The organism is Streptomyces sp., assembly GCF_036524955.1.
Taxonomy (GTDB): domain Bacteria; phylum Actinomycetota; class Actinomycetes; order Streptomycetales; family Streptomycetaceae; genus Actinacidiphila.
Genome location: NZ_DATDBG010000242.1, coordinates 1 through 21,188, shown reverse-complemented (window position 1 = coordinate 21,188; position 21,188 = coordinate 1). Strand labels below are relative to the sequence as shown.

General features: G+C 70.8%; 15 protein-coding genes. 11 read left to right on the top strand and 4 right to left on the bottom strand.

Features of this window, described 5'->3' with window-relative positions; genetic code table 11:
* The first annotated feature begins 733 nt into the window (after nucleotides 1-733).
* From VIW71_RS19520 to VIW71_RS19500, 5 genes are all read left to right on the top strand, one after another.
* Nucleotides 734-1,660, top strand: a complete 927-nt coding sequence (locus tag VIW71_RS19520) for a bifunctional helix-turn-helix transcriptional regulator/GNAT family N-acetyltransferase (RefSeq protein ID WP_331623644.1) — start codon at nucleotides 734-736, stop codon at nucleotides 1,658-1,660.
* A 109-nt stretch (nucleotides 1,661-1,769) separates the two neighbouring features.
* Nucleotides 1,770-2,480 (top strand): vWA domain-containing protein, encoded by a 711-nt coding sequence (locus tag VIW71_RS19515; RefSeq protein ID WP_331623643.1) that lies wholly within the window; start codon nucleotides 1,770-1,772, stop codon nucleotides 2,478-2,480.
* 43 nt (nucleotides 2,481-2,523) lie between these two features.
* A complete protein-coding gene (locus tag VIW71_RS19510) occupies nucleotides 2,524-3,321 on the top strand; it encodes a sugar phosphate isomerase/epimerase family protein (RefSeq protein ID WP_331623642.1) in 798 nt (265 codons plus the stop codon).
* Between the two features lie 160 nt (nucleotides 3,322-3,481).
* Nucleotides 3,482-4,063, top strand: coding sequence for a hypothetical protein (locus VIW71_RS19505; RefSeq protein WP_331623641.1), 582 nt, complete (start codon nucleotides 3,482-3,484; stop codon nucleotides 4,061-4,063).
* Between the two features lie 157 nt (nucleotides 4,064-4,220).
* Nucleotides 4,221-6,044 carry a glycoside hydrolase family 3 protein gene (locus tag VIW71_RS19500; RefSeq protein WP_331623640.1) on the top strand — a complete coding sequence of 608 codons (1,824 nt, stop codon included), beginning with the start codon at nucleotides 4,221-4,223 and terminating at the stop codon, nucleotides 6,042-6,044.
* A 26-nt stretch (nucleotides 6,045-6,070) separates the two neighbouring features.
* On the opposite strand, the gene VIW71_RS19495 is transcribed toward VIW71_RS19500, so the two are convergent.
* Nucleotides 6,071-9,985 (bottom strand): ABC transporter ATP-binding protein, encoded by a 3,915-nt coding sequence (locus tag VIW71_RS19495; protein ID WP_331623638.1) that lies wholly within the window; start codon nucleotides 9,983-9,985, stop codon nucleotides 6,071-6,073.
* 175 nt (nucleotides 9,986-10,160) lie between these two features.
* The gene (speB, locus tag VIW71_RS19490) at nucleotides 10,161-11,120 is read right to left on the bottom strand and encodes an agmatinase (protein WP_331623637.1); all 960 of its coding nucleotides are present in this window, start codon (nucleotides 11,118-11,120) and stop codon (nucleotides 10,161-10,163) included.
* Nucleotides 11,121-11,418: 298 nt separating this feature from the next.
* On the opposite strand from speB, the gene VIW71_RS19485 reads away from it, so the two are divergent.
* Entirely contained in the window at nucleotides 11,419-12,231 is an 813-nt protein-coding gene (locus VIW71_RS19485) for a phosphatase (protein ID WP_331623636.1), read from the top strand.
* 69 nt (nucleotides 12,232-12,300) lie between these two features.
* Here VIW71_RS19485 and VIW71_RS19480 read toward each other — a convergent pair whose 3' ends face one another.
* Both VIW71_RS19480 and VIW71_RS19475 read right to left on the bottom strand, forming a co-directional pair.
* The gene (locus tag VIW71_RS19480) at nucleotides 12,301-13,458 is read right to left on the bottom strand and encodes an acyl-CoA dehydrogenase family protein (protein WP_331623635.1); all 1,158 of its coding nucleotides are present in this window, start codon (nucleotides 13,456-13,458) and stop codon (nucleotides 12,301-12,303) included.
* A gap of 39 nt (nucleotides 13,459-13,497) precedes the next feature.
* Nucleotides 13,498-14,109, bottom strand: coding sequence for a TetR/AcrR family transcriptional regulator (locus VIW71_RS19475; RefSeq protein ID WP_331623634.1), 612 nt, complete (start codon nucleotides 14,107-14,109; stop codon nucleotides 13,498-13,500).
* 84 nt (nucleotides 14,110-14,193) lie between these two features.
* Here VIW71_RS19475 and VIW71_RS19470 point away from each other — a divergent pair, with 84 nt between their 5' ends.
* The 5 genes from VIW71_RS19470 to VIW71_RS19450 form a co-directional block, all read left to right on the top strand.
* Nucleotides 14,194-15,822, top strand: coding sequence for a carboxyl transferase domain-containing protein (locus tag VIW71_RS19470; RefSeq protein ID WP_331623633.1), 1,629 nt, complete (start codon nucleotides 14,194-14,196; stop codon nucleotides 15,820-15,822).
* A 32-nt stretch (nucleotides 15,823-15,854) separates the two neighbouring features.
* Nucleotides 15,855-18,065 carry a biotin carboxylase N-terminal domain-containing protein gene (locus VIW71_RS19465; protein ID WP_331623632.1) on the top strand — a complete coding sequence of 737 codons (2,211 nt, stop codon included), beginning with the start codon at nucleotides 15,855-15,857 and terminating at the stop codon, nucleotides 18,063-18,065.
* Between the two features lie 107 nt (nucleotides 18,066-18,172).
* Nucleotides 18,173-19,240, top strand: coding sequence for a hydroxymethylglutaryl-CoA lyase (locus VIW71_RS19460; protein WP_331623631.1), 1,068 nt, complete (start codon nucleotides 18,173-18,175; stop codon nucleotides 19,238-19,240).
* 2 nt (nucleotides 19,241-19,242) lie between these two features.
* On the top strand, nucleotides 19,243-20,409 hold the full coding sequence (locus VIW71_RS19455) for an acyl-CoA dehydrogenase family protein (protein ID WP_331623630.1): 1,167 nt from the start codon (nucleotides 19,243-19,245) through the stop codon (nucleotides 20,407-20,409).
* A 125-nt stretch (nucleotides 20,410-20,534) separates the two neighbouring features.
* On the top strand, nucleotides 20,535-21,188 hold a 654-nt coding region (locus VIW71_RS19450; RefSeq protein ID WP_331623672.1), incomplete at its 3' end, for an IS630 family transposase.

Here is a 21,188-nt window from a genome sequence, read left to right as displayed (position 1 = left end):
GACACTTCGCGGACCGTCGGCCTGTGCCTGTGGACAACTCCGCCCGGCCGCCCTGGAGGCAGACGAAAGGGGTCCGGCTACGGGCCGGACCCCTTCGGTCTTTCCCCCCTCTACCCCCGAAGCCCCCCTCGGGCGTATTTCCTGCCTGGCTCCTGAACCCCTCCGTGGAGCCGTGATGTCATGTAAGACCGCCTGCCGGGAGGAAGGGTTGTACTACGGAGACCAAATTTCCCAAGATTTTTTCGGATCACGTGGCGGCGGTATCCGTCGGCGATCTCGGCGGGCACCTCGGTGCCGTCCCTGCCCACGGAGCGGGCCTGACGATCTCGCCCCGGCCGTTCCGCGACAGCCCGCGGCACGACCTGTTCGCGGAGTCCGGCAGGTCGACGGGGCCGCCGCCGGGCCGGCCGCGTCCCAGCAGCGTTCCTTCCAGCAGCAGCGTCACCCCGTCGGCGAGCCGAAGCAGGCGGTGATGCCGCCGGTGGTCCGGCAGGGAGCACCCGTCGGCCTCTCCTGTGCCGAGGTGCTGACCGCCGCCGCCACGATGGGGCGGCAGGCCCCCGCCCGGCGGACTCGCCGCCGTCCCCCACGGAACTCACGGTCCGCAAGACTGTCCCGCCCTTGACCAGTGGTTACTGAAGTTATCCACAGACTGGGGAAGGGGGCCCTCCCACCCGACCGCACCGCGCCCGCTATTTTTGACTCAGGCAAAGAAATTCGGGAGGTGGGGATCATGGCAGTCCGGGAGATCCGCGAGTTCAACCGCTTCTACACCAATCTCATCGGCGCCCTCGACTACAGCCGTCACCTGCACACACCGTTCACCCTCACCGAGGCCCGGGTGCTGTACGAGCTGGCGCACGCGCCGCGCACCGACGCGGCCGATCTGCGGGTGGAGCTGTCGTTGGACGCGGGTCACCTGAGCCGGATGCTCGCCAGGTTCGAAGAGCAGAAGCTGGTCACGCGGGCGCCTTCGGAGCAGGACGCCCGGCGGCAGCGGATAGAGCTGACCACCCAAGGCCATGCGGCGGCGGCACGGCTGGAGGAGCGCTCCGAGGAGGCCGTGGGCAGCCTGCTCGGCCGCATACCGCCGGACGACCGGCCGCGCCTGACCGAGGCGATGCGGACGGTCCGCGACATACTGCGCGAGCGCGACGCCGAGCGGGTGTCCCCCGCCCCGCGGGCCGTCCTGCGCGGCACCCGCCCCGGCGACCTGGGCTGGACCATCGGGCGCAACGCGGAGGTGTACGCGGCCGAGTTCGGCTGGAACGACGAGTACGAGACACTGGTCGCCCGGATCGTCGCCGACTTCGCCGCAACCTGCGACCCGCAGCGCGAGGCGGCCTGGATAGCCGAACTCGACGGGGAACGGGCCGGCTGCGTCTTCTGCGTGCGCGACGAGGAACCGGACACCGCGCGGCTGCGGCTGCTGCTGGTCGACCCGGCCGCCCGCGGCCACGGGATCGGCAGACGGCTGGTGGACGAATGCATCGCGTTCGCACGCTCGGCCGGATACACCCGACTCGTCCTGTGGACGAATGACATACTGACCGACGCTCGCAGGCTCTATCAGCGCGCGGGATTCGAACTCGTCGCCGAGCAGCCTCATCACAGCTTCGGCCGAGATCTGGTAGGGCAGGACTGGCGGCTGGTTCTTTAGGGGTGGCCCAAGAGCGCCCCTACCGTGACCCCGCCATCGGATTTTGACAGACAGCCGGCACATCCGCGGACAGGCCGTGCGCGGAGGACCGGACGTGGGAGAGGAAGCGATGCCCATTTCGCTGCAGAAGGTGGAAGAGACCGCCCCCGGGCTGGTCGGTCTCTACAAGCAGGCCGCGATGAGCCTGGAAAAGCACCGGCTGTCCGGCGAACGGGCCGCCGTCTATCTGGTCCTCGACCGCTCGGGGAGCATGCGGGCCTTCTACCGGGACGGCAGCGTGCAGCACCTCGCCGAGCAGACGCTCGGGCTGGCCGCGCACTTCGACGACGACGGCACCGTGCCTCTTGTCTTCTTCTCCACCGAGGTGGACGGCGTCGCGGAGGTGTCGCTGACGGCCTACACCGGCCGGATCAACAAGCTCAACGAGGCATACGGCCACATGGGCCGGACCAATTACGCCGCCGCCATGGAGGCGGTGATCGACCACTACCAGCAGTCCGGGGCAACCGCGCCCGCCTTTGTGGTCTTCCAGACCGACGGTGGTCCCAGCAACAAGGGGGAGGCCACCGATGTACTGTGCCGGGCCGCCCGATTGCCGATCTTCTGGCAGTTCGTCGGATTCGGCGAAGACGAGTTCCGCTTCCTGCGCCGATTGGACGAGTTGCCGGTACCCGCCAAACGGGTGGTGGACAACGCAGGGTTCTTCACCGCGGGCACGCACCCGCAGGGCATATCCGACGCGCGGCTCTACGACGAATTGACGGCGGAGTTCCCCGAATGGCTGAAGGCGGCCCGCGACAAGGGCATCGTGCGGGCCTGAGCACGGTTTGACCGGGCCGGGACCGGTGCCTAATGTCCGGCGAATGAGACTCGCATTCTCCACCCTCGGGGTCCCCGCACTGCCTGTCGAGCAGGTGGTCCGGCTCGCCTCGGAGCACGGCTACCACGGCGTCGCCCTGGACTCGAGCAGCGAGGAGCCGGTCCACACCGGCCTGACGGCGGGCGAACGCGCCCGGGTGGTGAAGCAGTTCGGTGCGGCGGGTGTGGAGATCCTGGCAGTGACCGCCCACGCCGAGGTGGCCGCCCCGGGGGAGGACGGTCCCGTGCTGGACGAGATCGGGGCCGCACTCACGCTCGCCGTCGATCTGGGAGCCTCGTATGTGCGGGTCTCCCCGGGAGGGCAGGGTCTCGGCCCGGTCGCGGCGGACGCAATCGCGGCGCGGCGGCTGGCGGCGGTGGCGCCGGTCGCCGAGGATCTCGGGGTGCGGGTGCTGCTGGAGACCCACGACCCGCACCGGGCCGGGGCGGACGTGGCGCGATTGCTGAGCCAGGTCGGGCACCGGGCCACCGGGGCGGTCTGGGACGTGATGCACACCTGGCTGGCCGGGGAGCAGCCGTCGGTGACGTATCCGGTGCTCGCGCCGTACCTGGGATATGTGCAGGTGAAGGACATCGGTTCGGCAGCGGACACCACACCGCTACCGCTCGGGGCGGGAGTGCTGCCGCTGGCGGAGACCGTCGAGGTGCTCAGCCGGGCGGACTGGGACGGTTGGCTGTGCTGGGAGTACGAGAAGCGGTGGTACGAGCGGGCCACGGACTTGGCGGGGCTACTGGGGCCGGCGCGGGAGCATCTGACGCGGCTGCTGTCCGAGTCGGCCTGAGCGCTCGCCGACCGCTGCCGGGTTGAATCCGCCCGCGCGCGGGGCGTTGGGGGCCTGGTGCGGGCGGAGTTGTGTCGTAGTACGGGCCTGTCCGGTTCTCTGGGGCAGCGGTCGGCCGGGCCCCGGGGAACCGGACAGGCACGAGGTCCGTCCTACCGGCATGCTGACGGTGACCTTGCGCAGAGCGTTCTCGGCCGTGTTGCTGGCCGCTTGCCTGACCACCTTCGTCGCCGCGTGCGGTGCCGATCAGACCGCGGGAGACGGCGCCCCGGACGGTACGACGAACGGCCTGCCGTCGTCGAGCGTCACCCGACCGCGGGCCTCCACGACCACTGCCGAATCGCCCACGTCCACGACGTCCGGCGCCGGGCCGGTCGAAACTCGTGTGGCGTACTTCTCCACCTCGGCGCACATCCCGACCGGGCTGCGCAACGAGGTGCTGCGCAGCCGGGCTGAGCTTCAGGAGGTGGCCGACACGTTCGCGGCGGACGATCCCGAGGCCGCCGCGCAGATCGTGTCCGGCGGCGGAACAACGGACTTCTCGCGCAGTGTGCTGGTCGTGTGGACGGAGACGACCGGATGCAGTGCGGCCGACGCGGCGCTGCTCGCTGTGTCCGGTAACCGGCTGAGGGCGCAATTCGACCAGCCGAAGCCGCCGCCGGAGTGCTTCGCGCCTTTCAAGGTCGTAGTGGTGTTCGAGGTGCCGAAAGAGCGGATGCCGACGCGGCCTGTGCTTGGCTGACGGGGATCAGGGGGCGGATCGGCGGTGCCCGCACCGCGGACGAGATCGGAGGGGGAAGACCAGCCTGGGCATTGACTGGTGGAAACTTCCCGGCTATCCGTGATGCCTTGGAAGATTCCTTCAGCGTGCACTCTCCTCCGTCCGGAAGGAGTTCGTCATGCACCACCGCCCGTCCCGACGTACCGTCCTCACCGCAGCCGCCACCGCCTCGGCGGCGCTGGCCACCGGAATCCCCACGGCCGCAGCGCAGGAGGCGAGCCTCAGCGTGGCCGACAAGAGGCAGATCCGCACCTTGATCGAGCGGATGAGCCTGGAGGAGAAAGTCGGCCAGTTATTCGTGATGCGGGTCTACGGGAGCTCCGCGACCGATCCCGCCCCCGCCGATGTGGCCGCCAACCAGAGCGAGATCGGGGTGTCCAACGCCGATGAGCTGATCGCGAAGTACCACCTCGGCGGCATCATCTACTTCGCCTGGGCGCACAACACGCAGAACCCGCACCAGATCGTCGACCTGTCCAACGGCATCCAGCGCGCCGGGCTGTCGCACGGCACTCCCATCCCGCTGCTGATCTCCACCGACCAGGAGCAGGGCGCGGTGGCGCGGATCGGGGCGCCGGCGACGCTGTTCGCGGGCGCCATGTCGCTCGGTGCCGGCGGGAGCGCCGACGACGCCCGCACCGCGGCCCGGATCATCGGCACCGAGCTCGCCGCGATGGGGATCAACCAGAACTACTCCCCCGTCTCGGACGTCAACATCAACCCGGCGAACCCGGTGATCGGCGTCCGTTCCTTCGGCGCCGACCCGGAGGCGGTGGCCGCGTTGGCCGCCGCGCAGGTGAGGGGCTACCAGGGCGCCGGCATCGCCGCCACGGCCAAGCACTTCCCCGGCCACGGCGACACCGGCACCGACAGCCACTTCGCACTGCCGATCATCACCCACACCCTGGAGCAGGGGCGGAGCGTCGACGCTCCGCCCTTCCAGGCCGCCATCGCCGCAGGCATCGACTCGATCATGACCGCGCACATCCTGGTGCCGGCGCTGGACGATTCCGGGGACCCGGCGACGCTCTCGTACCCCATCCTCACCGGCATCCTGCGCGAACAGCTCGGCTACAACGGCGTGGTGGTCACCGACTCCCTCGGCATGGCGGGCGTGCGCGCGAAGTACGGCGACGACCGGGTACCCGTGCTGGCGCTGAAGGCGGGCGCCGACCAGTTGCTCAACCCGCCGCTGCTGGACGTCGCCTACCAGGGCGTCCTGGACGCGGTGAAGTCCGGTGAGCTGGCCGAAAAGCGGATCGACCTGTCGCTCACCCGGATCCTCGGGCTGAAGTTCCGCAAGGGCCTCTTCCGGGATCCGTTCGTCACGCACGCCGGGGTGGACCGGGGGGTCGGGACACCGTCGCACCTGGCCACCGCCGACCGGATCACCGACCACGGCATCACCCTGGTCACCAACAGCAACGGGCTGCTCCCCTTCCCGCGCCGCTCCCACTGGCAGCTCCTGGTGGTCGGCGCCGACCCGGCCGCCCCCTCGGGCACCGGCGGCCCGCCGACCACCGTTCTCGCGCGGGCCCTCACCGATCTCGGCCACCCCGCGCAGGCGCTCTCCACCGGCACCGCTCCCAGCAGGGCTCTGATCGACCAGGCCGTTGCCGCCGCCCACGGCAAGGACGCGGTGGTCGTCGGTACGTACAACGTCACCGCGGCCACGCAGGGTCAGGTGGCCCTGGTCACGGCGCTGGTGGACAGCGGCGTCCCCGTCATCCAGGTCGCCGTCCGCAACCCGTACGACATCGCCCATCTGCCGCCCGTGGCCGCGTCCCTGGCGACCTACGGTTGGACCGACGTCTCTCTGCGCGCCGTCGCGCGGGTCATCGCGGGCGAGACGTACCCGGTCGGCCGGCTCCCCGTCGCGGTGCCCCGCGCCGACGACCCGGCCGCTGCTCTCTACCCGATCGGCTACGGGCTGCGTTACTGACCCCCGGGGTGCGGGCGGACGAAGCGTCAGGCAGCCGCCCGCATCTCGCCGGTGAACGTCCGCCACAGTTCGGCGTACCGGCCGTCACAGGCCAGCAGCGCCTCGTGCGTACCGTCCTCCACCACGCGCCCGTGGTCCAGCACGATCACCCGGTCGGCCCGGGCGGCGGTGCTCAGCCGGTGCGCGACGACGAGCGTGGTACGGCGGACGGCGAGCCGGTCCGCGGCCTGGTTGACCAGCGCCTCGGTCGCCAGGTCGAGGGCCGCGGTGGCCTCGTCCAGCAGCAGGATCGCGGGGTCCACGAGTTCGGCGCGGGCCAGCGCTATCAACTGTCGCTGCCCCGCCGACAGGTTGCGGCCGCGTTCGGCGACCCGGTGCAGGTAGCCGCCGTCCAGCGTGGCGATCATGGCGTCGGCTCCGACCGCCCGGGCAGCCGCCTCCACCTCGGCGTCGGTGGCGCCGTCGCGCCCGTACGCGATCGCGTCGCGCACGGTGCCCACGAACAGGTACGGCTCCTGTGGGACCACTCCGAGCCGCTGCCGGTAGCCGGTCAGGTCGAGTTCACGGATGTCGGTTCCGTCGACCAGCACCGCGCCGCCGGTCGGGTCGTAGAACCGCGCGACCATCTTGACCAGCGTGGACTTGCCCGCGCCGGTCTCGCCGACGAACGCGACGGTCTGCCCTGCGGGTATGCGCAGGTCGATACCGGCCAGCGCCTCGGCGCTGTCACCTTCCGTGCCGCTGTAGCGGAAGTGCACGTCGCGGAAGGTGATCTCGCCACGCAGCGCCGCGACCGGGCGCGGATCGGCGGCGGCCGGTGTGGCGGTCGGCTCGCGCAGCAGCTCGCGGATCCGGCCGAGCGACACCGATGCCTGCTGGTAGCCGTCGAAAACCTGCGAGAGCTGCTGCACGGGCGAGAAGAAAAGGTCGATGTAGAGCAGATACGCCACCAGGGCACCCGCTGTCAGCGTCCCCGCGCTCACCCGGTGGGCACCGACGATCAGCACCAGGGCCGCGGCGGCGCTGGAGAGCAACTGCACGAACGGGAAGTAGACCGAGATCAGGAACTGCCCGCGCACACGGGCCGCCCGGTAGTCGTCGCTGCGCCGCAGGAATCGCTCGGCGCCTCGCGCTTCGCCCCGGAACGCCTGGACGATGCGCAGGCCCGCCACGTGCTCCTGGAGGTCGGCGTTGACGACCGCGACCCGCTCGCGGGCGAGCACGTACGCCTTCACCGACTTGCGACGGAAGATCCAGGTGCCGACCGCCAGGACAGGCAGGGCGGCGAACACCAGCAGGGCGAGCTGGACGTCGATGGCGAGCAGCGCGACCAGGATGCCGCCGAAAGTGAGCACGCTGACCAGCGCGGTGACCAGGCCGGTCTGCAGGAACGTGGACAGCGCGTCCACGTCCGTGGTCATCCGGGTCATGATGCGGCCACTGAGCTCGCGCTCGTAGTAGTCGAGTCCGAGCCGGTGCAGGTGGGCGAAGATCTTCACGCGCAGGGTGTAGAGGACGCGTTCGCCGGTCCGGCCGGTGAGCAGGGTCGAGCCCCACTGCGCGGCCCACTGCGCGAGGACCAGGGCGAGGCCGAGCAGCGACGCCACCCACACCGCGCCGAGCGCCGACTGCCGCACGCCCGCGTCGATGCCGTGCCGGATCAGCACCGGGAGCGTCAGCGCGGCGATCGCGTCAGCCGCCACCAGCGCCAGGCTGAGCAGCAGCGGTGTACGGAAGCCGCGCAGCAGGCTGCCCAGCCCGAACTGGTGATCGGCAGCCCGAGCCCGCGTCTCGTCCACGTCCGGGGTGTCCAGCGCGGGCGGCAGGGCGGCCACCTTGGCGAGCAGTTCGGGAGTGGCGGGCATGCCTGCCAGCGCCCCGGCCATCCCGCCGGGGCCAGGCCCGCCGTGGCCCCCGGGGGCAGCCGCCGCGGCAGTCAGGGCCGAGCCCGCACCGGGCGCGTCACCGTCCTGCGTGCGCCGGTCCGCGGGCCACAGTTCCGGGGTCACGCCCGCCTGTTCCCGGGGGGCGCCGTGGAGCGTGCTCTCCCCGGCGGGCGGCAGCGGCCCGCCGCCTTCCTCCTCCGCGAGCAGGCCCTCCGCCTCCTCGGTCACGGAAACCCCGTCCGCGCGCCTCGGTACGCGCACCGCCGCACCCGCCGGGTCCAGTTCGACCACGTCCGCGCCGAGCGCGTCCGGGTCGGTGAGCAGCGCCCGGTACAGAGAACTGCGTTCCTCCAGTTCCTCGTGCGTGCCGATGTCCGCGAGCCGTCCGGCGTCGAGGACCGCGATCCGGTCGGCGAGCGCGAGCGTGGAGCGGCGGTGGGCGATCAGCAGGGTGGTACGGCCGCGCATGACCCCGCGCAGCGCGTCGAATATCTCCGCCTCGACCCGGGCATCGACCGCCGAGGTGGCATCGTCGAGCAGCAGCAGCCGGGGGTCGGTGAGGATCGCCCGGGCCAGCGCGACCCGCTGCCGCTGTCCGCCGGAGAGCGTGAGGCCCTGCTCTCCGACGACCGTGTCGTAGCCGTCCGGCAGCGCCGTGATGAAGTCGTGCGCCTGGGCGGCGCGGGTTGCGGCGAAAATCTCCTCCTCGGTGGCATCCGGCTTTCCGTAGCCGATGTTGGCGCGGACCGTGTCGGAGAACAGGAAGCTGTCCTCGGGGACCATGCCGATCGCGGACCGCAAGGAGTCGAAGGTGAGCTCCCGTACGTCCCTGCCGCCGATGCGGACGGCTCCGCCCGTGACGTCGTACAGCCTGGGCAGCAGTAGGGAGACCGTGGACTTGCCGGACCCGGAGGCGCCGACGACAGCGACCGTCTCGCCGGGCACGACGCTCAGGTCGAAGGTGTCCAGGACCGGCCGGTCCTCGCTGTAGCCGAAGGTGACGTGGTCGAAGTCGACGGTGGCGGGGGCGTCCGCGGGCAGTGTCGTGGTGCCCTCCTCCAGCGTCGGCTCGGTGTCGATGAGTTCGAGGACGCGCTCGACGCCGGCGCGGGCCTGCTGGCCGACGGTCAGCATCACGGTGAGCATCCGGACCGGGCCGGTGAGCTGGGCCAGGTAGGTGGAGAAGGCGACGAAGGTGCCGAGGGTGATCTGGCCGCGGGTGGCCATCCAGCCGCCGAGCGCGAGCATGCCGATCTGGCCGAGGGACGGCACGGCCTGGAGCGCGGGGTTGTAGCGGGCGGTGAGCCGGATCGTGCGCAGCCGGCCCGCGAACAGTCTGTGGCTGACCGCCTGCAGCTTGTCCATCTCCTGGTGTTCCTGCCCGAAGCCCTTGACCACGCGGACACCGGTCACCGAGCCGTCGACGATCCCGGCGACCGCTGCCGCCTGGCCCTGCGCATACCAGGTGGCGGGGAAGAGCCGCTTGCGCGAGCGGTCCGCTATGACCCACAGTGCGGGCGCGACCGCCAGCGCGATCAGGGTGAGCAGCGGTGAGAGCGTCAGCATGACGACGAGCGAGAGCAGGAAAAGCAGCAGGTTGCCGATCATCATCGGCAGCATGAAGAGGAGTCCCTGGATCAGTTGCAGGTCGCTGGTGGCCCGGCCGACGACCTGGCCGGTGCTCAACTCGTCCTGGCGGCGGCCGTCGAGCCGCATGATCGAGCGGAACATCTCGTCGCGCAGGTCATGCTGGACGTCGAGGGCGAGCCGGCCACCGTAGTAGCGGCGCATGTACGTCAGTACGTAGACCACCACCGCGGCGGCGATCAGGGCGACCGCCCAGGGCAGGAGCGGTCTGTCGTGCTTGACGATCACGTCGTCGATGATCAGCTTGGGCACCAGCGGGACCAGCGCGGTGACCGCCATGCCGGCCAGTGACGCGCCGAGTGCCAGCAGCACATTGCGCTTGTACCGCCAGCAGTGCGCGGTCAGCCGCCGGAGCCACCCCTGCTCCGGGTCGTCCTTCGCCGCCGTCACCGGTCTCGCCGTCGTCACGCGGTCCTCCCACCGATCGTCGTTCGTCGCTGCCAACGCACTGGGCTGCGGCTTTCATCCTCCTGCAACAAATCAACGACCAAGGTCGCACAAGAGTGCGACCTTGGTCGTAATCCCTTCGGGTGAATCAGCGACCCGGGCCCCTGTACGTGCCTGCCAAGGGCTCCGGGCCGACTCAGCGCCCCGCCGCGATCTGCCTGCTCATGATCGTCGTCAGCTCGTAGGCCGTGTGCGAGGCGGCAATCGACGTGATCTCCGCCTGGTCGTACGCAGGTGCGACCTCGACCACATCCGCCGAGACCAGCCGGAGGCCGGCCAGGCCGCGCAGGATCTCCAGCAGTTCGCGGGAGGTGAGGCCGCCCGCCTCCGGAGTGCCGGTGCCGGGCGCGTGCGCCGGGTCGAGGACGTCGATGTCGACGGAAATGTAGAGCGGACGGTCACCGATCCGTTCGCTGAGCTGCGCCGTGATCTCGTCCACACCGCGCCGCATGACATCGGCCGAGGTCACGATGCCGAAGCCCAGCTTCTGGTCGTCGTCCAGGTCCTTCTTGCCGTACAGCGGGCCGCGGGTGCCGACGTGCGACAGCGCGGCAGTGTCGAGGAGGCCCTCCTCGACGGCCCTGCGGAACGGCGTCCCGTGCGTGTAGGCGGCACCGAAGTATGTGTCCCAGGTGTCCAGGTGCGCGTCGAAGTGCAGCAGCGCGACCGGGCCATGCCTGCGGGCGACCGCGCGCAGCAGCGGCAGCGCGATGGTGTGGTCGCCGCCGAGCGTCATCAGCCGGGCTCCGGTGCCGAGCAGGTCGTCGGCGGCGGCCTCGATCGTCTCGACCGCCTCGTTGATGTCGAACGGGTTGGCCGCGATGTCGCCGGCGTCCGCTACCTGGGCGAGCGCGAAGGGCGACGCGTCCTGTGCCGGGTTGTACGGGCGCAGCAGCCGGGACGCCTCGCGGATGGCGTTGCCGCCGAAGCGGGCCCCCGGCCGGTAGGAGACCCCGGTGTCGAAGGGCACGCCGACCACGGCGACGTCCGCGGCGCCGACCTCGTCGAGCCGCGGCAGCCGGGCGAACGTCGCCGGACCGGCATAGCGGGGTGTTCGCGACGAGTCGACGGGGCCGCGCGGAGGGGTGCTGCTCATGCTGGCTGCCTCTTTCCTGGTGTGCTGATCTTCCCGGCGCGCTCGAGGACTGGGCCCGGGGCACGGTGTCCGTGGTCCGGGGTAATGGACCAGTGCCATGAACCGGACCACAAGCGGGGGTGCGGCTGTCCGACGCCAGCGCCTTCGGCCGCAGGGTGGATGTCCGCACCCCGTGACGCTGCGCCGCCCAGTAGGACGCCGGAATGTGCGTTTCTTGCTGTGCGGTGGTTCCGATCACGCCTCGGCGTCGATCCGCAGAACGTCGCACGCCCGTACGGCGAGGCGGGAGAATGAGCGCATGTCCATGGACCCCGCGCCCGCCGCATCTTCCCGTCAAGCCCTCACCGATCATCTGATACGCACCCGGATAGCCGGGGACGTCGCCACCAGCCGCGAGAACAACCTCGACCACTACCGAGAGCTTGCCGAGGGCAACCGTTACTACTGGTTGGGGCTGGACCTCGGCGACCGCTGGCAGGACCCGGCGGCGGTACTGGAGCTGATGGCCGAGCGCTGCGGGGTCGTCGCGGACCCCGAGCACCGGCACGGGCAGGACACCATCGATCCCGAGCTGACCGTCGACGCTCTCGACCGGATGGCCGCGGTGCTGCACAAGGCGGCGGAGAACAGCGCCCGGGTGCTGTTCGCCACCGGGCACCCGGCGGGACTGTTCGCCGTGCACCACTCGGTGGCCGCCGCGCTGCGGGAGGCCGGCTGCACTCTGGTCGAACCCGTCGAGCGCCTTTACGCGGACGGCGGCGAAGTACGCCACCTCGCCGAGGTCTTCATGCTGCACCGGGGCGGCGGCCTGGTGCACACCCACTCGCCCGACCCGATGCGGGAGATCCTGGACGCCTTGGAGCGGGACGGCGAGCCGCTGCCCGACCTGGTGATCGCCGACCACGGCTGGGCCGGGCACGCGGGCAGTCGCGGAATCGACACCGTGGGATTCGCGGACTGCAACGACCCCGCCCTGTTCGTCGCCGAAGCCGAGGGCAGCGTCCTGGTGACCGTGCCCCTGGACGACAACGTACCGCCGCACCTCTACACACCGCTGACCGCGTATCTGCTGTCCGCGGCAGGTCTGGCCGGTCCGGACGAGGAGGCCTGAGAAGGCCCGGGCCGGGCGGAGGTCCGTGTCGAACCGCGACGGCCGGCCGGCGGGTGCGTCGGGTGCGGGTCACAGGCCCATCGACTTGGCGATGATCGACTTCATGACCTCGCTGGTGCCGCCGTAGATACGGTTGACGCGGTTGTCGGCGTACAGACGGGCTATCGGGTACTCGTTCATGTAGCCGTAGCCACCGTGCAACTGGAGGCAGCGGTCGATGACGCGGGCGGCGACCTCGGTGCAGAACAGCTTCGCGGAGGCGGCGTCGGCGGCGGTCAGCTCACGCCTGTCGTGGGCCTCAAGGGCGCGGTCGACGACAGCCTCGGCGGCGTCCACCTCGGCCTTGCAGGCGGCGAGCTCGAACTTGGTGTTCTGGAAGGACGCGACGCTCTGGCCGAAGACGGTGCGCTCCTGGACGTAGTTCTGGGCGAAGCGGATCGCGGCGGCGGCCTGGGCGTAGGCACCCATGGCGATGGCCAGCCGCTCCTGCGGCAGGTTCTGGCCCAGATAGGAGAAGCCCCTGCCCTCCTCGCCGAGCAGGTCCTCGACCGGCACCTTCACCTCGGAGAAGGAGAGCTCTGCGGTGTCGGAGGCCTTCAGGCCGAGCTTGTCGAGCTTGCGTCCGATCGCGTAGCCCTCGGACTTGGTGTCGACGACGAAGATGGAGATGCCGGCCCGGCGGTCCTCGGGGCTCTGTGGGGTGGTCCGGGCGCAGACGATGACACGGTCGGCGTGGACGCCACCGGTGATGAAGGTCTTGGCGCCGTTGAGCACGTAGTGGGTGCCGTCGGCGGAGAGCTTGGCGGTGGTCTTCATGCCGGCCAGGTCGGAGCCGGTGCCGGGTTCTGTCATGGCGATGGCGAACATCGTCTCGCCGCTGACGAAGCCGGGCAGCCAGCGCTTCTTCTGCTCCTCGGTGCCGTACGCCATCACATAGGGCAGGCAGAGGCCGACGTGGACGGTGCTGCCGCCGAAGCTGACGCCCGCACGGGCGCACTCCTCGCTGAGGACAGCCTGGAACTTGAAGCTCTTCTCCCCCGCGCCGCCGTACTCCTCGGGCACTTCGATGCCGAAGACTCCCAGCTCACCGAGCTTGTAGTAGAAGTCGCGCGGAACCTGGCCGGCTGCCAGCCACTCGTCGTAGACGGGGACGACCTCGGCCTCGATGAAGGCACGCAGCGTTTCGCGGAACGCCTCGTGGTCCTCGTTGAACACCGTACGACGCACAGCGCCTCCCATCGACGGGCGTGACGAATAAGCAAGCGCTCAGTAAGTTACCCGTGGGTCTGCGCGACTGTCCAGAGCCTCAAGGGCCCCCAGTGCGAGGCGGTGCAGCAGGGTGGCCGTGCCGCACCGGTCCGGCAGGCCGCTCTGGCCACCCAGGTGCGGGGTGGAGTTCAGCAGCCCGAAGACGGCGTGGACGGCGGCGCGCGCCTCCAGTTCGGTGGCCTCGGGGTACACCCGCCGGACCACGCCCACCCACTCCTCCACGTACTGCCGCTGGAGCTGGCGGACCAGTTTGCGGTCGGACTCGCGCAGCCGGTCCAGCTCGCGGTCGTGCAGGATGATGAGCGGGCGGTCGTCGATCGCGAAGTCGATGTGGCCGCGGATCAGCGCGTCCAGCGCCCGCGCGGGGTCAGCGGTCTCGGCCACCCGCATCTTCCCCGCGGCCAGCAGCCGACCGCTGATCCCCACCAGCAGTTCGGCGAGCATGGCGTCCTTGCCCGCGAAGTGCCGGTACAGGCCAGGGCCGCTGATGCCGACCGCGGCGCCTATCTCGTCCACGCCGACGCCGTGGAATCCACGCTCGGCGAAGAGCCGCGCGGCTTCCCTGAGGATCTGCTCGCGGCGGTTTTCCACAGCCTTCGTCGGGTTCATGGAATGGAGTCTAGACAATCCGGTTAGCGAGCGTTAACGTGGAGTCACCAGGTTAACGCTCGCTAACATTCCGAGGGCCGAACCATGACCGCTCCCGCCCTGTCCAGCGCCGCCGATCCGGCGTCGGAAGCGTTCCGCGCCAACACGGAGGCACACGCCGCCCTCAGCGCGACGCTGCGCGACAAGTTGGCCGCCGCACGTCTCGGCGGCGGCGAGAAGGCTCGCGTGCGGCACACCGCGCGGGGCAAGCTGCTGCCCAGGGACCGGGTGGACGGGCTTCTCGACCCCGGCTCGCCCTTCCTGGAACTGGCTCCGCTGGCCGCCGACGGGATGTACGACGGGCAGGCCCCCGCTGCGGGCGTGATCGCCGGGATCGGGCGGGTCGCCGGGCGCGAGGTGGTCGTGGTCGCCAACGACGCCACGGTCAAGGGCGGCACCTACTACCCGATCACGGTGAAGAAGCATCTGCGGGCCCAGGAGGTCGCCCTCGACAACCGGCTGCCGTGCGTCTACCTGGTGGACTCCGGCGGCGCCTTCCTGCCCCGGCAGGACGAGGTCTTCCCCGACCGCGACCACTTCGGCCGCATCTTCTACAACCAGGCCACCATGTCCGCCCGCGGCATCCCGCAGATCGCCGCGGTGATGGGCTCCTGCACGGCAGGCGGTGCCTACGTCCCGGCGATGAGCGACGAGGCGGTGATCGTACGGAACCAGGGCACGATCTTCCTCGGCGGCCCGCCGCTGGTGAAGGCCGCCACCGGCGAGGTCGTCACCGCGGAGGAGTTGGGCGGTGGTGAGGTGCACTCCAGGACCTCCGGCGTCACCGACCACCTCGCCGAGGACGACGCCCACGCGCTCAGTATCGTCCGCGACATCGTCTCCACCCTGCGCGGCAAGGGCGAGCCGCCCTGGGCGGTACGCCCCGCGGAGCCGCCCGCCGTGGACCCGGCGGGGCTGTACGGCGCGGTGCCGGTCGACTCCCGTACCCCCTACGACGTGCGCGAGGTGATCGCGCGGCTGGTAGACGGCAGCCGCTTCGCGGAGTTCAAGGCGGAGTACGGCACGACCCTGGTCACCGGCTTCGCCCATGTGCAGGGCCACCCTGTCGGCATCGTGGCGAACAACGGCATCCTGTTCGGCGAATCCGCGCTCAAGGGCGCGCACTTCATCGAGCTGTGCGACCAGCGCGGCATCCCGCTGCTCTTCCTGCAGAACATCTCGGGCTTCATGGTGGGCCGTCAGTACGAGGCGGGCGGCATCGCCAAGCACGGCGCGAAGATGGTCACCGCGGTGGCGTGCGCGAGGGTGCCCAAACTCACCGTGGTGATAGGCGGTTCCTACGGCGCCGGGAACTACTCAATGTGCGGCCGGGCCTACAGCCCCCGATTCCTGTGGATGTGGCCCAACGCCAAGATCTCGGTGATGGGCGGCGAGCAGGCCGCCTCGGTGCTGGCCACCGTCAAGCGGGATCAGCTCGCCGCGGCCGGGGAGAAGTGGAGCGAGAAGGCGGAGGAAGCGTTCAAGGCGCCGGTCCGCGAGCAGTACGAGACGCAGGGCAACGCCTACTACGCCACCGCCTGGCTGTGGGACGACGGGGTGATCGACCCGCTGGAGACCCGCACGGTGCTGGGTCTGGCGCTGACCGCCTGTGCCAACGCCCCGCTGCCCGAAGCCGATCCGACCGCGCCGGGCTACGGCGTCTTCCGGATGTGAGGGCCGTGATGACCGTAACGACACCGAGCAGCATGTTCGAGACCGTTCTGGTCGCCAACCGCGGCGAGATCGCGGTCCGCGTCCTGCGCACCCTGCGCGAGCTGGGCGTACGGTCGGCGGCCGTCTTCACCGACGCGGACGCCGACGCCCGGCACGTCAGGGAGGCCGACACAGCGGTGCGGGTGACCGGTTACCTCTCGGTCGCCGAGCAGGTGCGGGCCGCCCGGGTGGCCGGCGCCCAGGCCGTACACCCCGGCTACGGCTTCCTGGCGGAGAACGCCGGATTCGCCCGGGCCTGCGCCGAGGCCGGACTGGTCTTCATCGGACCGCCCGCCGAGGCGATCGAGCTGATGGGCGACAAGATCCGCGCCAAAAGGACGGTACGGTCCGCGGGTGTACCGGTAGTGCCCGGCAGCAGCGGGAGCGGACTCTCCGACGCCGAACTGGCCGAGGCGGCGCTGGAGATCGGCCTGCCGGTGCTGCTGAAACCGTCTGCGGGCGGCGGAGGCAAGGGCATGCGGCTGGTCCGGGACTCCGCGCTGCTGGCTGAGGAGATCGCGGCGGCCCGGCGGGAGGCGCGGGGCTCGTTCGGCGACGACACCCTGCTGGTGGAGCGGTGGATCGACCGGCCCCGGCACATCGAGATCCAGGTGCTGGCCGACGGTCACGGCGGGGTGGTGCACCTGGGCGAGCGCGAGTGCTCGCTGCAGCGGCGGCATCAGAAGGTGATCGAGGAGGCGCCGTCGGTCCTGCTGGACCCGGCGACCCGGACGGCGATGGGCGAGGCCGCGGTGCAAGCCGCGCGCGCCTGCGGATACGCCGGTGCGGGGACCGTGGAGTTCATCGTCCCGGGCGCCGACCCCGCCTCCTACTACTTCATGGAGATGAACACCCGGCTCCAGGTGGAGCATCCGGTGACGGAACTGGTCACCGGTCTCGATCTGGTGGCCTGGCAGATCCGGGTGGCCTGCGGGGAGCGGCTGGCCTTCGCCCAGGAGGACATCGTCCTCACCGGTCACGCCGTCGAGGCGCGGATCTGCGCGGAGACGGCACACGCCGGGGAGGGCCGGGTGGACTTCCTGCCCTCGTCCGGCTCCGTGCTGGAGCTGCGCGAACCGGAGGGGCCCGGGGTGCGGGTCGATTCGGGGCTGGCGCCGGGTACGGAGGTGGGCACCGCCTATGACCCGCTGCTGGCCAAAGTGATCGCACACGGCCCGGACCGGGCGACGGCCCTGCGCCGGTTGCGGGCCGCCCTCGCGGACACGGTGGTGCTGGGCATGGACACCAACACCGGGTTCCTGCGGCGGCTGCTGGGCCATCCGGCGGTGGTGGCGGGCGAGCTGGACACCGGGCTGATCGACCGGGAAGCGGCCGGTCTCGTGCCGTCCGGGGTTCCGGACGAGGTGTACGCGACAGCGGCGCTGCTCAGGCAGCGGGCGCTGGCACCGCGACCGGTCGAGGGCGGCTGGACCGACCCCTTCTCGGTGCCCAGCGGATGGCGGCTCGGCGGGGAACCGGCCTGGACGGTGCACCACCTGCGGGTGCCTGGACGCGACCCGGTGACCGTGCGGGTGCGGGGCGGACACGTGCGGATCGGGGATGCCCCGGCAATGGAGGCACGGCTCGCCGTGGACGGGGAGCGGGTGCTGCTGCACAGCGAGGGCACGGTGTTCGCCTTCCGTCACGCAGGCGAGTGGCTGGGACGCGACGGCGACAGTTGGCGGGTGCGGCCCTACGACCCGGTGGCGGCGGCCCTGCGCGGCGCAGCAGCGGGCGCGGGCGGCGGCGCGTTGACCGCGCCGATGCCCGGCACGGTCACCGTAGTGAAGGTCGCCAAGGGCGATGAGGTGGTGGCCGGGCAGAGCCTGCTGGTGGTGGAGGCCATGAAGATGGAACACGTCACCACCGCCCCGCACGACGGGACGGTCTCGGAAATCGACGTCGCCGCGGGCGCGGCGGTGGCGATGGACCAAGTGCTCGCGGTGGTGACACCGGCTGCGCCCGCAGGAGACGGTTCGGTGGGCGTGGCCGCGAAGGACTACTCGGAAGATAGCACCGCGGGAGGTGGCTCGCGGAGGGGAGCCGGCGGGAGTTCGGTGGGGGGTGCCGGGGTCCGTTCGGCCGCTCCCGCCGGAGGCGGTGCGGCGGGGCCTGCCGGAAACGGCGCCGTGGGCGTCCGGTCCGGGGACGGGGCGGTGGGCGCGGGCGAGCGTGCGCTGGTGCGGCCGGGGGAGGCGTCATGAGGGACGTGAACGGGCGCACGGGTGGCCGGGCCGTCGGGGGCCCTTACGAAGCAGGCACACGCACCGGTGGGGCGGCGTCCGCGGGTGGCCCACCCACCGGGCTGCCGATGGAGGCGCCGTTGCCGGGGTTGCCCGAGGCTGTCCGGATTCATGAGGTCGGGGCGCGGGACGGGTTGCAGAACGAGCAGGTGACGCTGCCGACCGGGGTGAAGGCCGAGTTCGTGCACCGGCTGGCCGAGGCGGGGCTGAGCACGATTGAGGCGACCAGCTTCGTGCACCCCAAGTGGGTGCCCCAACTGGCGGACGCGGGCGAGTTGATGCCACTGCTCGCGGATCTCGCCGAAGTGGACCCCGCAGTGCGGCTGCCGGTGCTGGTGCCCAATGAGCGCGGTCTGGAGCGGGCGCTGGAGTTCGGGGTGCGGGAGATCGCTGTGTTCGGCAGCGCGACAGAGTCCTTCGCCCGGGCGAACCTGAACCGGACGGTGGATGAGTCGCTGGCGATGTTCGAGCCGGTGGTCGGCCGGGCGAGGGCGGCCGGGATGCGGGTGCGCGGCTATCTGTCGATGTGTTTCGGCGACCCATGGGAGGGCCCGGTGCCGGTCGCCCAGGTCGCGCGAGTGGCCCGGCGGCTGTATGCGCTGGGCTGTACCGAACTGAGCCTCGGGGACACCGTCGGAGTGGCAACACCCGGGCATGTCATCGCGCTGCTGAACGAGTTGACCAGGGGCAGGCGCGGCAGCGCGGTCAGCGGCTCGTATGCCGGCCCGGACGCCGACCCGACCAGCGAGCCGGGCGGCACCTCAACCAGCGGCGCGGGCGGCACCTCCGCCCGGGCCTCGGTCCCCTCCCCCACCGGCGGCGGAATCCCCGTGGAGAAGCTGGCCGTGCACTTTCATGACACCTACGGCCAGGCTCTGGCCAACACCTTGGCCGCCCTGCAGTGCGGGGTCACCGTCGTGGACGCCTCCGCCGGAGGCCTCGGTGGCTGCCCGTACGCCAAGAGCGCCACCGGAAATCTCGCCACCGAAGACCTCGTCTGGATGCTGCACGGGCTCGGCATCCGGACCGGGGTCGACCTCGCCCGCCTCACCGCCACAAGCGTGTGGATGGCGGAGCACCTGGGACGGCCCAGCCCGTCCCGTACCGTCCGCGCCCTGACCCACCAGGAGCAGTAGCCATGTCGATCGACCATCGTCTGTCCGACGAACACGAGGAACTGCGCACGACCGTCGCGGAGTTCGCCCAAGATGTGATCGCCCCGAAGATCGGCGAGTTCTACGAGCACGAGGAGTTCCCGTACGAGATCGTACGGGAGATGGGGCGGATGGGCCTGTTCGGGCTGCCGTTCCCGGAGGAGTACGGCGGGATGGGCGGTGACTACTTCGCACTGTGCCTGGTGCTGGAGGAGTTGGCCCGGGTGGACTCCTCGGTGGCGATCACCCTGGAGGCAGGGGTGTCGCTGGGAGCGATGCCGGTGTTCCGGTTCGGTACGGAGGAGCAGAAGCGGACCTGGCTGCCGAAGCTGTGCTCGGGCGAGATGCTGGGCGCGTTCGGGCTGACGGAGCCGGAGTGCGGCTCGGACGCGGGTGGGACCCGGACCACCGCGCGGCTGGACGAGACGACCGGTGAGTGGGTGATCAACGGCACCAAGTGCTTCATCACCAACTCGGGTACCGACATCACCGGCCTGGTCACGGTGACCGCGGTGACCGGACGGACCGAGGACGGCCGCCCCCGTATCTCGTCGATCATCGTGCCGTCCGGGACGCCCGGCTTCACGGTGTCGAAGAAGTACAGCAAGGTCGGGTGGAACGCGTCGGACACCCGGGAACTGTCCTTCGCCGACTGCCGGGTGCCGGCCGCCAACCTCCTCGGCGAGCAGGGCCGGGGGTACGCGCAGTTCCTGCGCATCCTGGACGAGGGGCGGATCGCGATCTCGGCGCTGGCGACCGGGCTGGCGCAGGGCTGTGTGGACGAGTCGCTGACGTACGCCCGGACCCGGGAGGCGTTCGGCCGGCCGATCGGGGCGAACCAGGCGATCCAGTTCAAGATCGCGGACATGGAGATGCGGGCGCACACCGCGCGGCTGGCATGGCGGGATGCGGCCTCGCGGCTGGTGCACGGGGAGCCGTTCAAGAAAGAGGCCGCGCTGGCGAAGCTGTATTCGTCGGAGATCGCGGTGACCAACGCACGCGAGGCCACCCAGATTCATGGCGGGTACGGCTTCATGAACGAGTACCCGGTGGCCCGGATGTGGCGGGACGCCAAGATCCTGGAGATCGGCGAGGGTACGAGTGAGGTGCAGCGCATGCTGATCGCGAGGGAGTTGGGGCTGGTGAGCTAGTGGCTCGGCTCGGATGGTCGACCGGGTAATTGATCGATTGGCCCTCGGCGGACAAGCTGGCTCCAGGTCTGATCTTGGAGGTGGTCGTGGGGCGTCGTCCGGGAGTGTTCGTCCGGCCGGTGAGCATGGACGAGGGTCGACGGCTGCAGCGGATCAGCCGGAGCGCGAAGGACCCGGTGAAGCTGCGACGGGCAATCGTCGTGATGATGTCCGCTCAGGGTCAGTCAGTCCGTGACATCACCTTGTTGATGCAGGTCAGCGAGGACTACGTGCGCGATGTCATCCATGCGTTCGACGAGTGGGGGTTTGACGCGCTGGACCCAAAATGGAGCGGGGGACGCCCCCGGGCGATCAGTGACGAGGTGCGCGAGCACATCTGCCTGATCGCCCGTACATCCCCCGCCGACTGGAAGATCACCGCGTTTTCCACCTGGAGCCTGACGAAACTGGCCGAGCACCTGGTCAAACAGGCGGTCGTGCCGGCGGTCAGCCGTGAGACGCTGCGCCGGATACTGCGCGAGGGCAAGGTCTCGTGGCAGTGCACCACGACGTGGAAGGCCTCGAACGACCCGGATTTCATCGCCAAGATGCACCGGGTCCTGGCGCTCTACGACACTCCGCCGTCTGACGGCCGCGTGGTGTGCGTGGACGAGTTCGGCCCGCTGAACCTGATGCCCCGCAAGGGCAAGGCATGGCGACCGCAGGGTTCACCGCGCCGGCTGCGGGCGACCTACAACCGTTACGACGGCGTGATGCACATGCTCGCCGCCCTTGATCTG

Coding starts and splice junctions, on each gene's coding strand:
- VIW71_RS19515 (WP_331623643.1), top strand. CDS start 1,770: ATGCCCATTTCGCTGCAGAAGGTGGAAGAGACCGCCCCCGGGCTGGTC.
- VIW71_RS19500 (WP_331623640.1), top strand. CDS start 4,221: ATGCACCACCGCCCGTCCCGACGTACCGTCCTCACCGCAGCCGCCACC.
- VIW71_RS19510 (WP_331623642.1), top strand. CDS start 2,524: ATGAGACTCGCATTCTCCACCCTCGGGGTCCCCGCACTGCCTGTCGAG.
- VIW71_RS19465 (WP_331623632.1), top strand. CDS start 15,855: ATGTTCGAGACCGTTCTGGTCGCCAACCGCGGCGAGATCGCGGTCCGC.
- VIW71_RS19460 (WP_331623631.1), top strand. CDS start 18,173: ATGGAGGCGCCGTTGCCGGGGTTGCCCGAGGCTGTCCGGATTCATGAG.
- VIW71_RS19505 (WP_331623641.1), top strand. CDS start 3,482: ATGCTGACGGTGACCTTGCGCAGAGCGTTCTCGGCCGTGTTGCTGGCC.
- speB (WP_331623637.1), bottom strand. CDS start 11,120: ATGAGCAGCACCCCTCCGCGCGGCCCCGTCGACTCGTCGCGAACACCC.
- VIW71_RS19455 (WP_331623630.1), top strand. CDS start 19,243: ATGTCGATCGACCATCGTCTGTCCGACGAACACGAGGAACTGCGCACG.
- VIW71_RS19475 (WP_331623634.1), bottom strand. CDS start 14,109: ATGAACCCGACGAAGGCTGTGGAAAACCGCCGCGAGCAGATCCTCAGG.
- VIW71_RS19520 (WP_331623644.1), top strand. CDS start 734: ATGGCAGTCCGGGAGATCCGCGAGTTCAACCGCTTCTACACCAATCTC.
- VIW71_RS19470 (WP_331623633.1), top strand. CDS start 14,194: ATGACCGCTCCCGCCCTGTCCAGCGCCGCCGATCCGGCGTCGGAAGCG.
- VIW71_RS19485 (WP_331623636.1), top strand. CDS start 11,419: ATGTCCATGGACCCCGCGCCCGCCGCATCTTCCCGTCAAGCCCTCACC.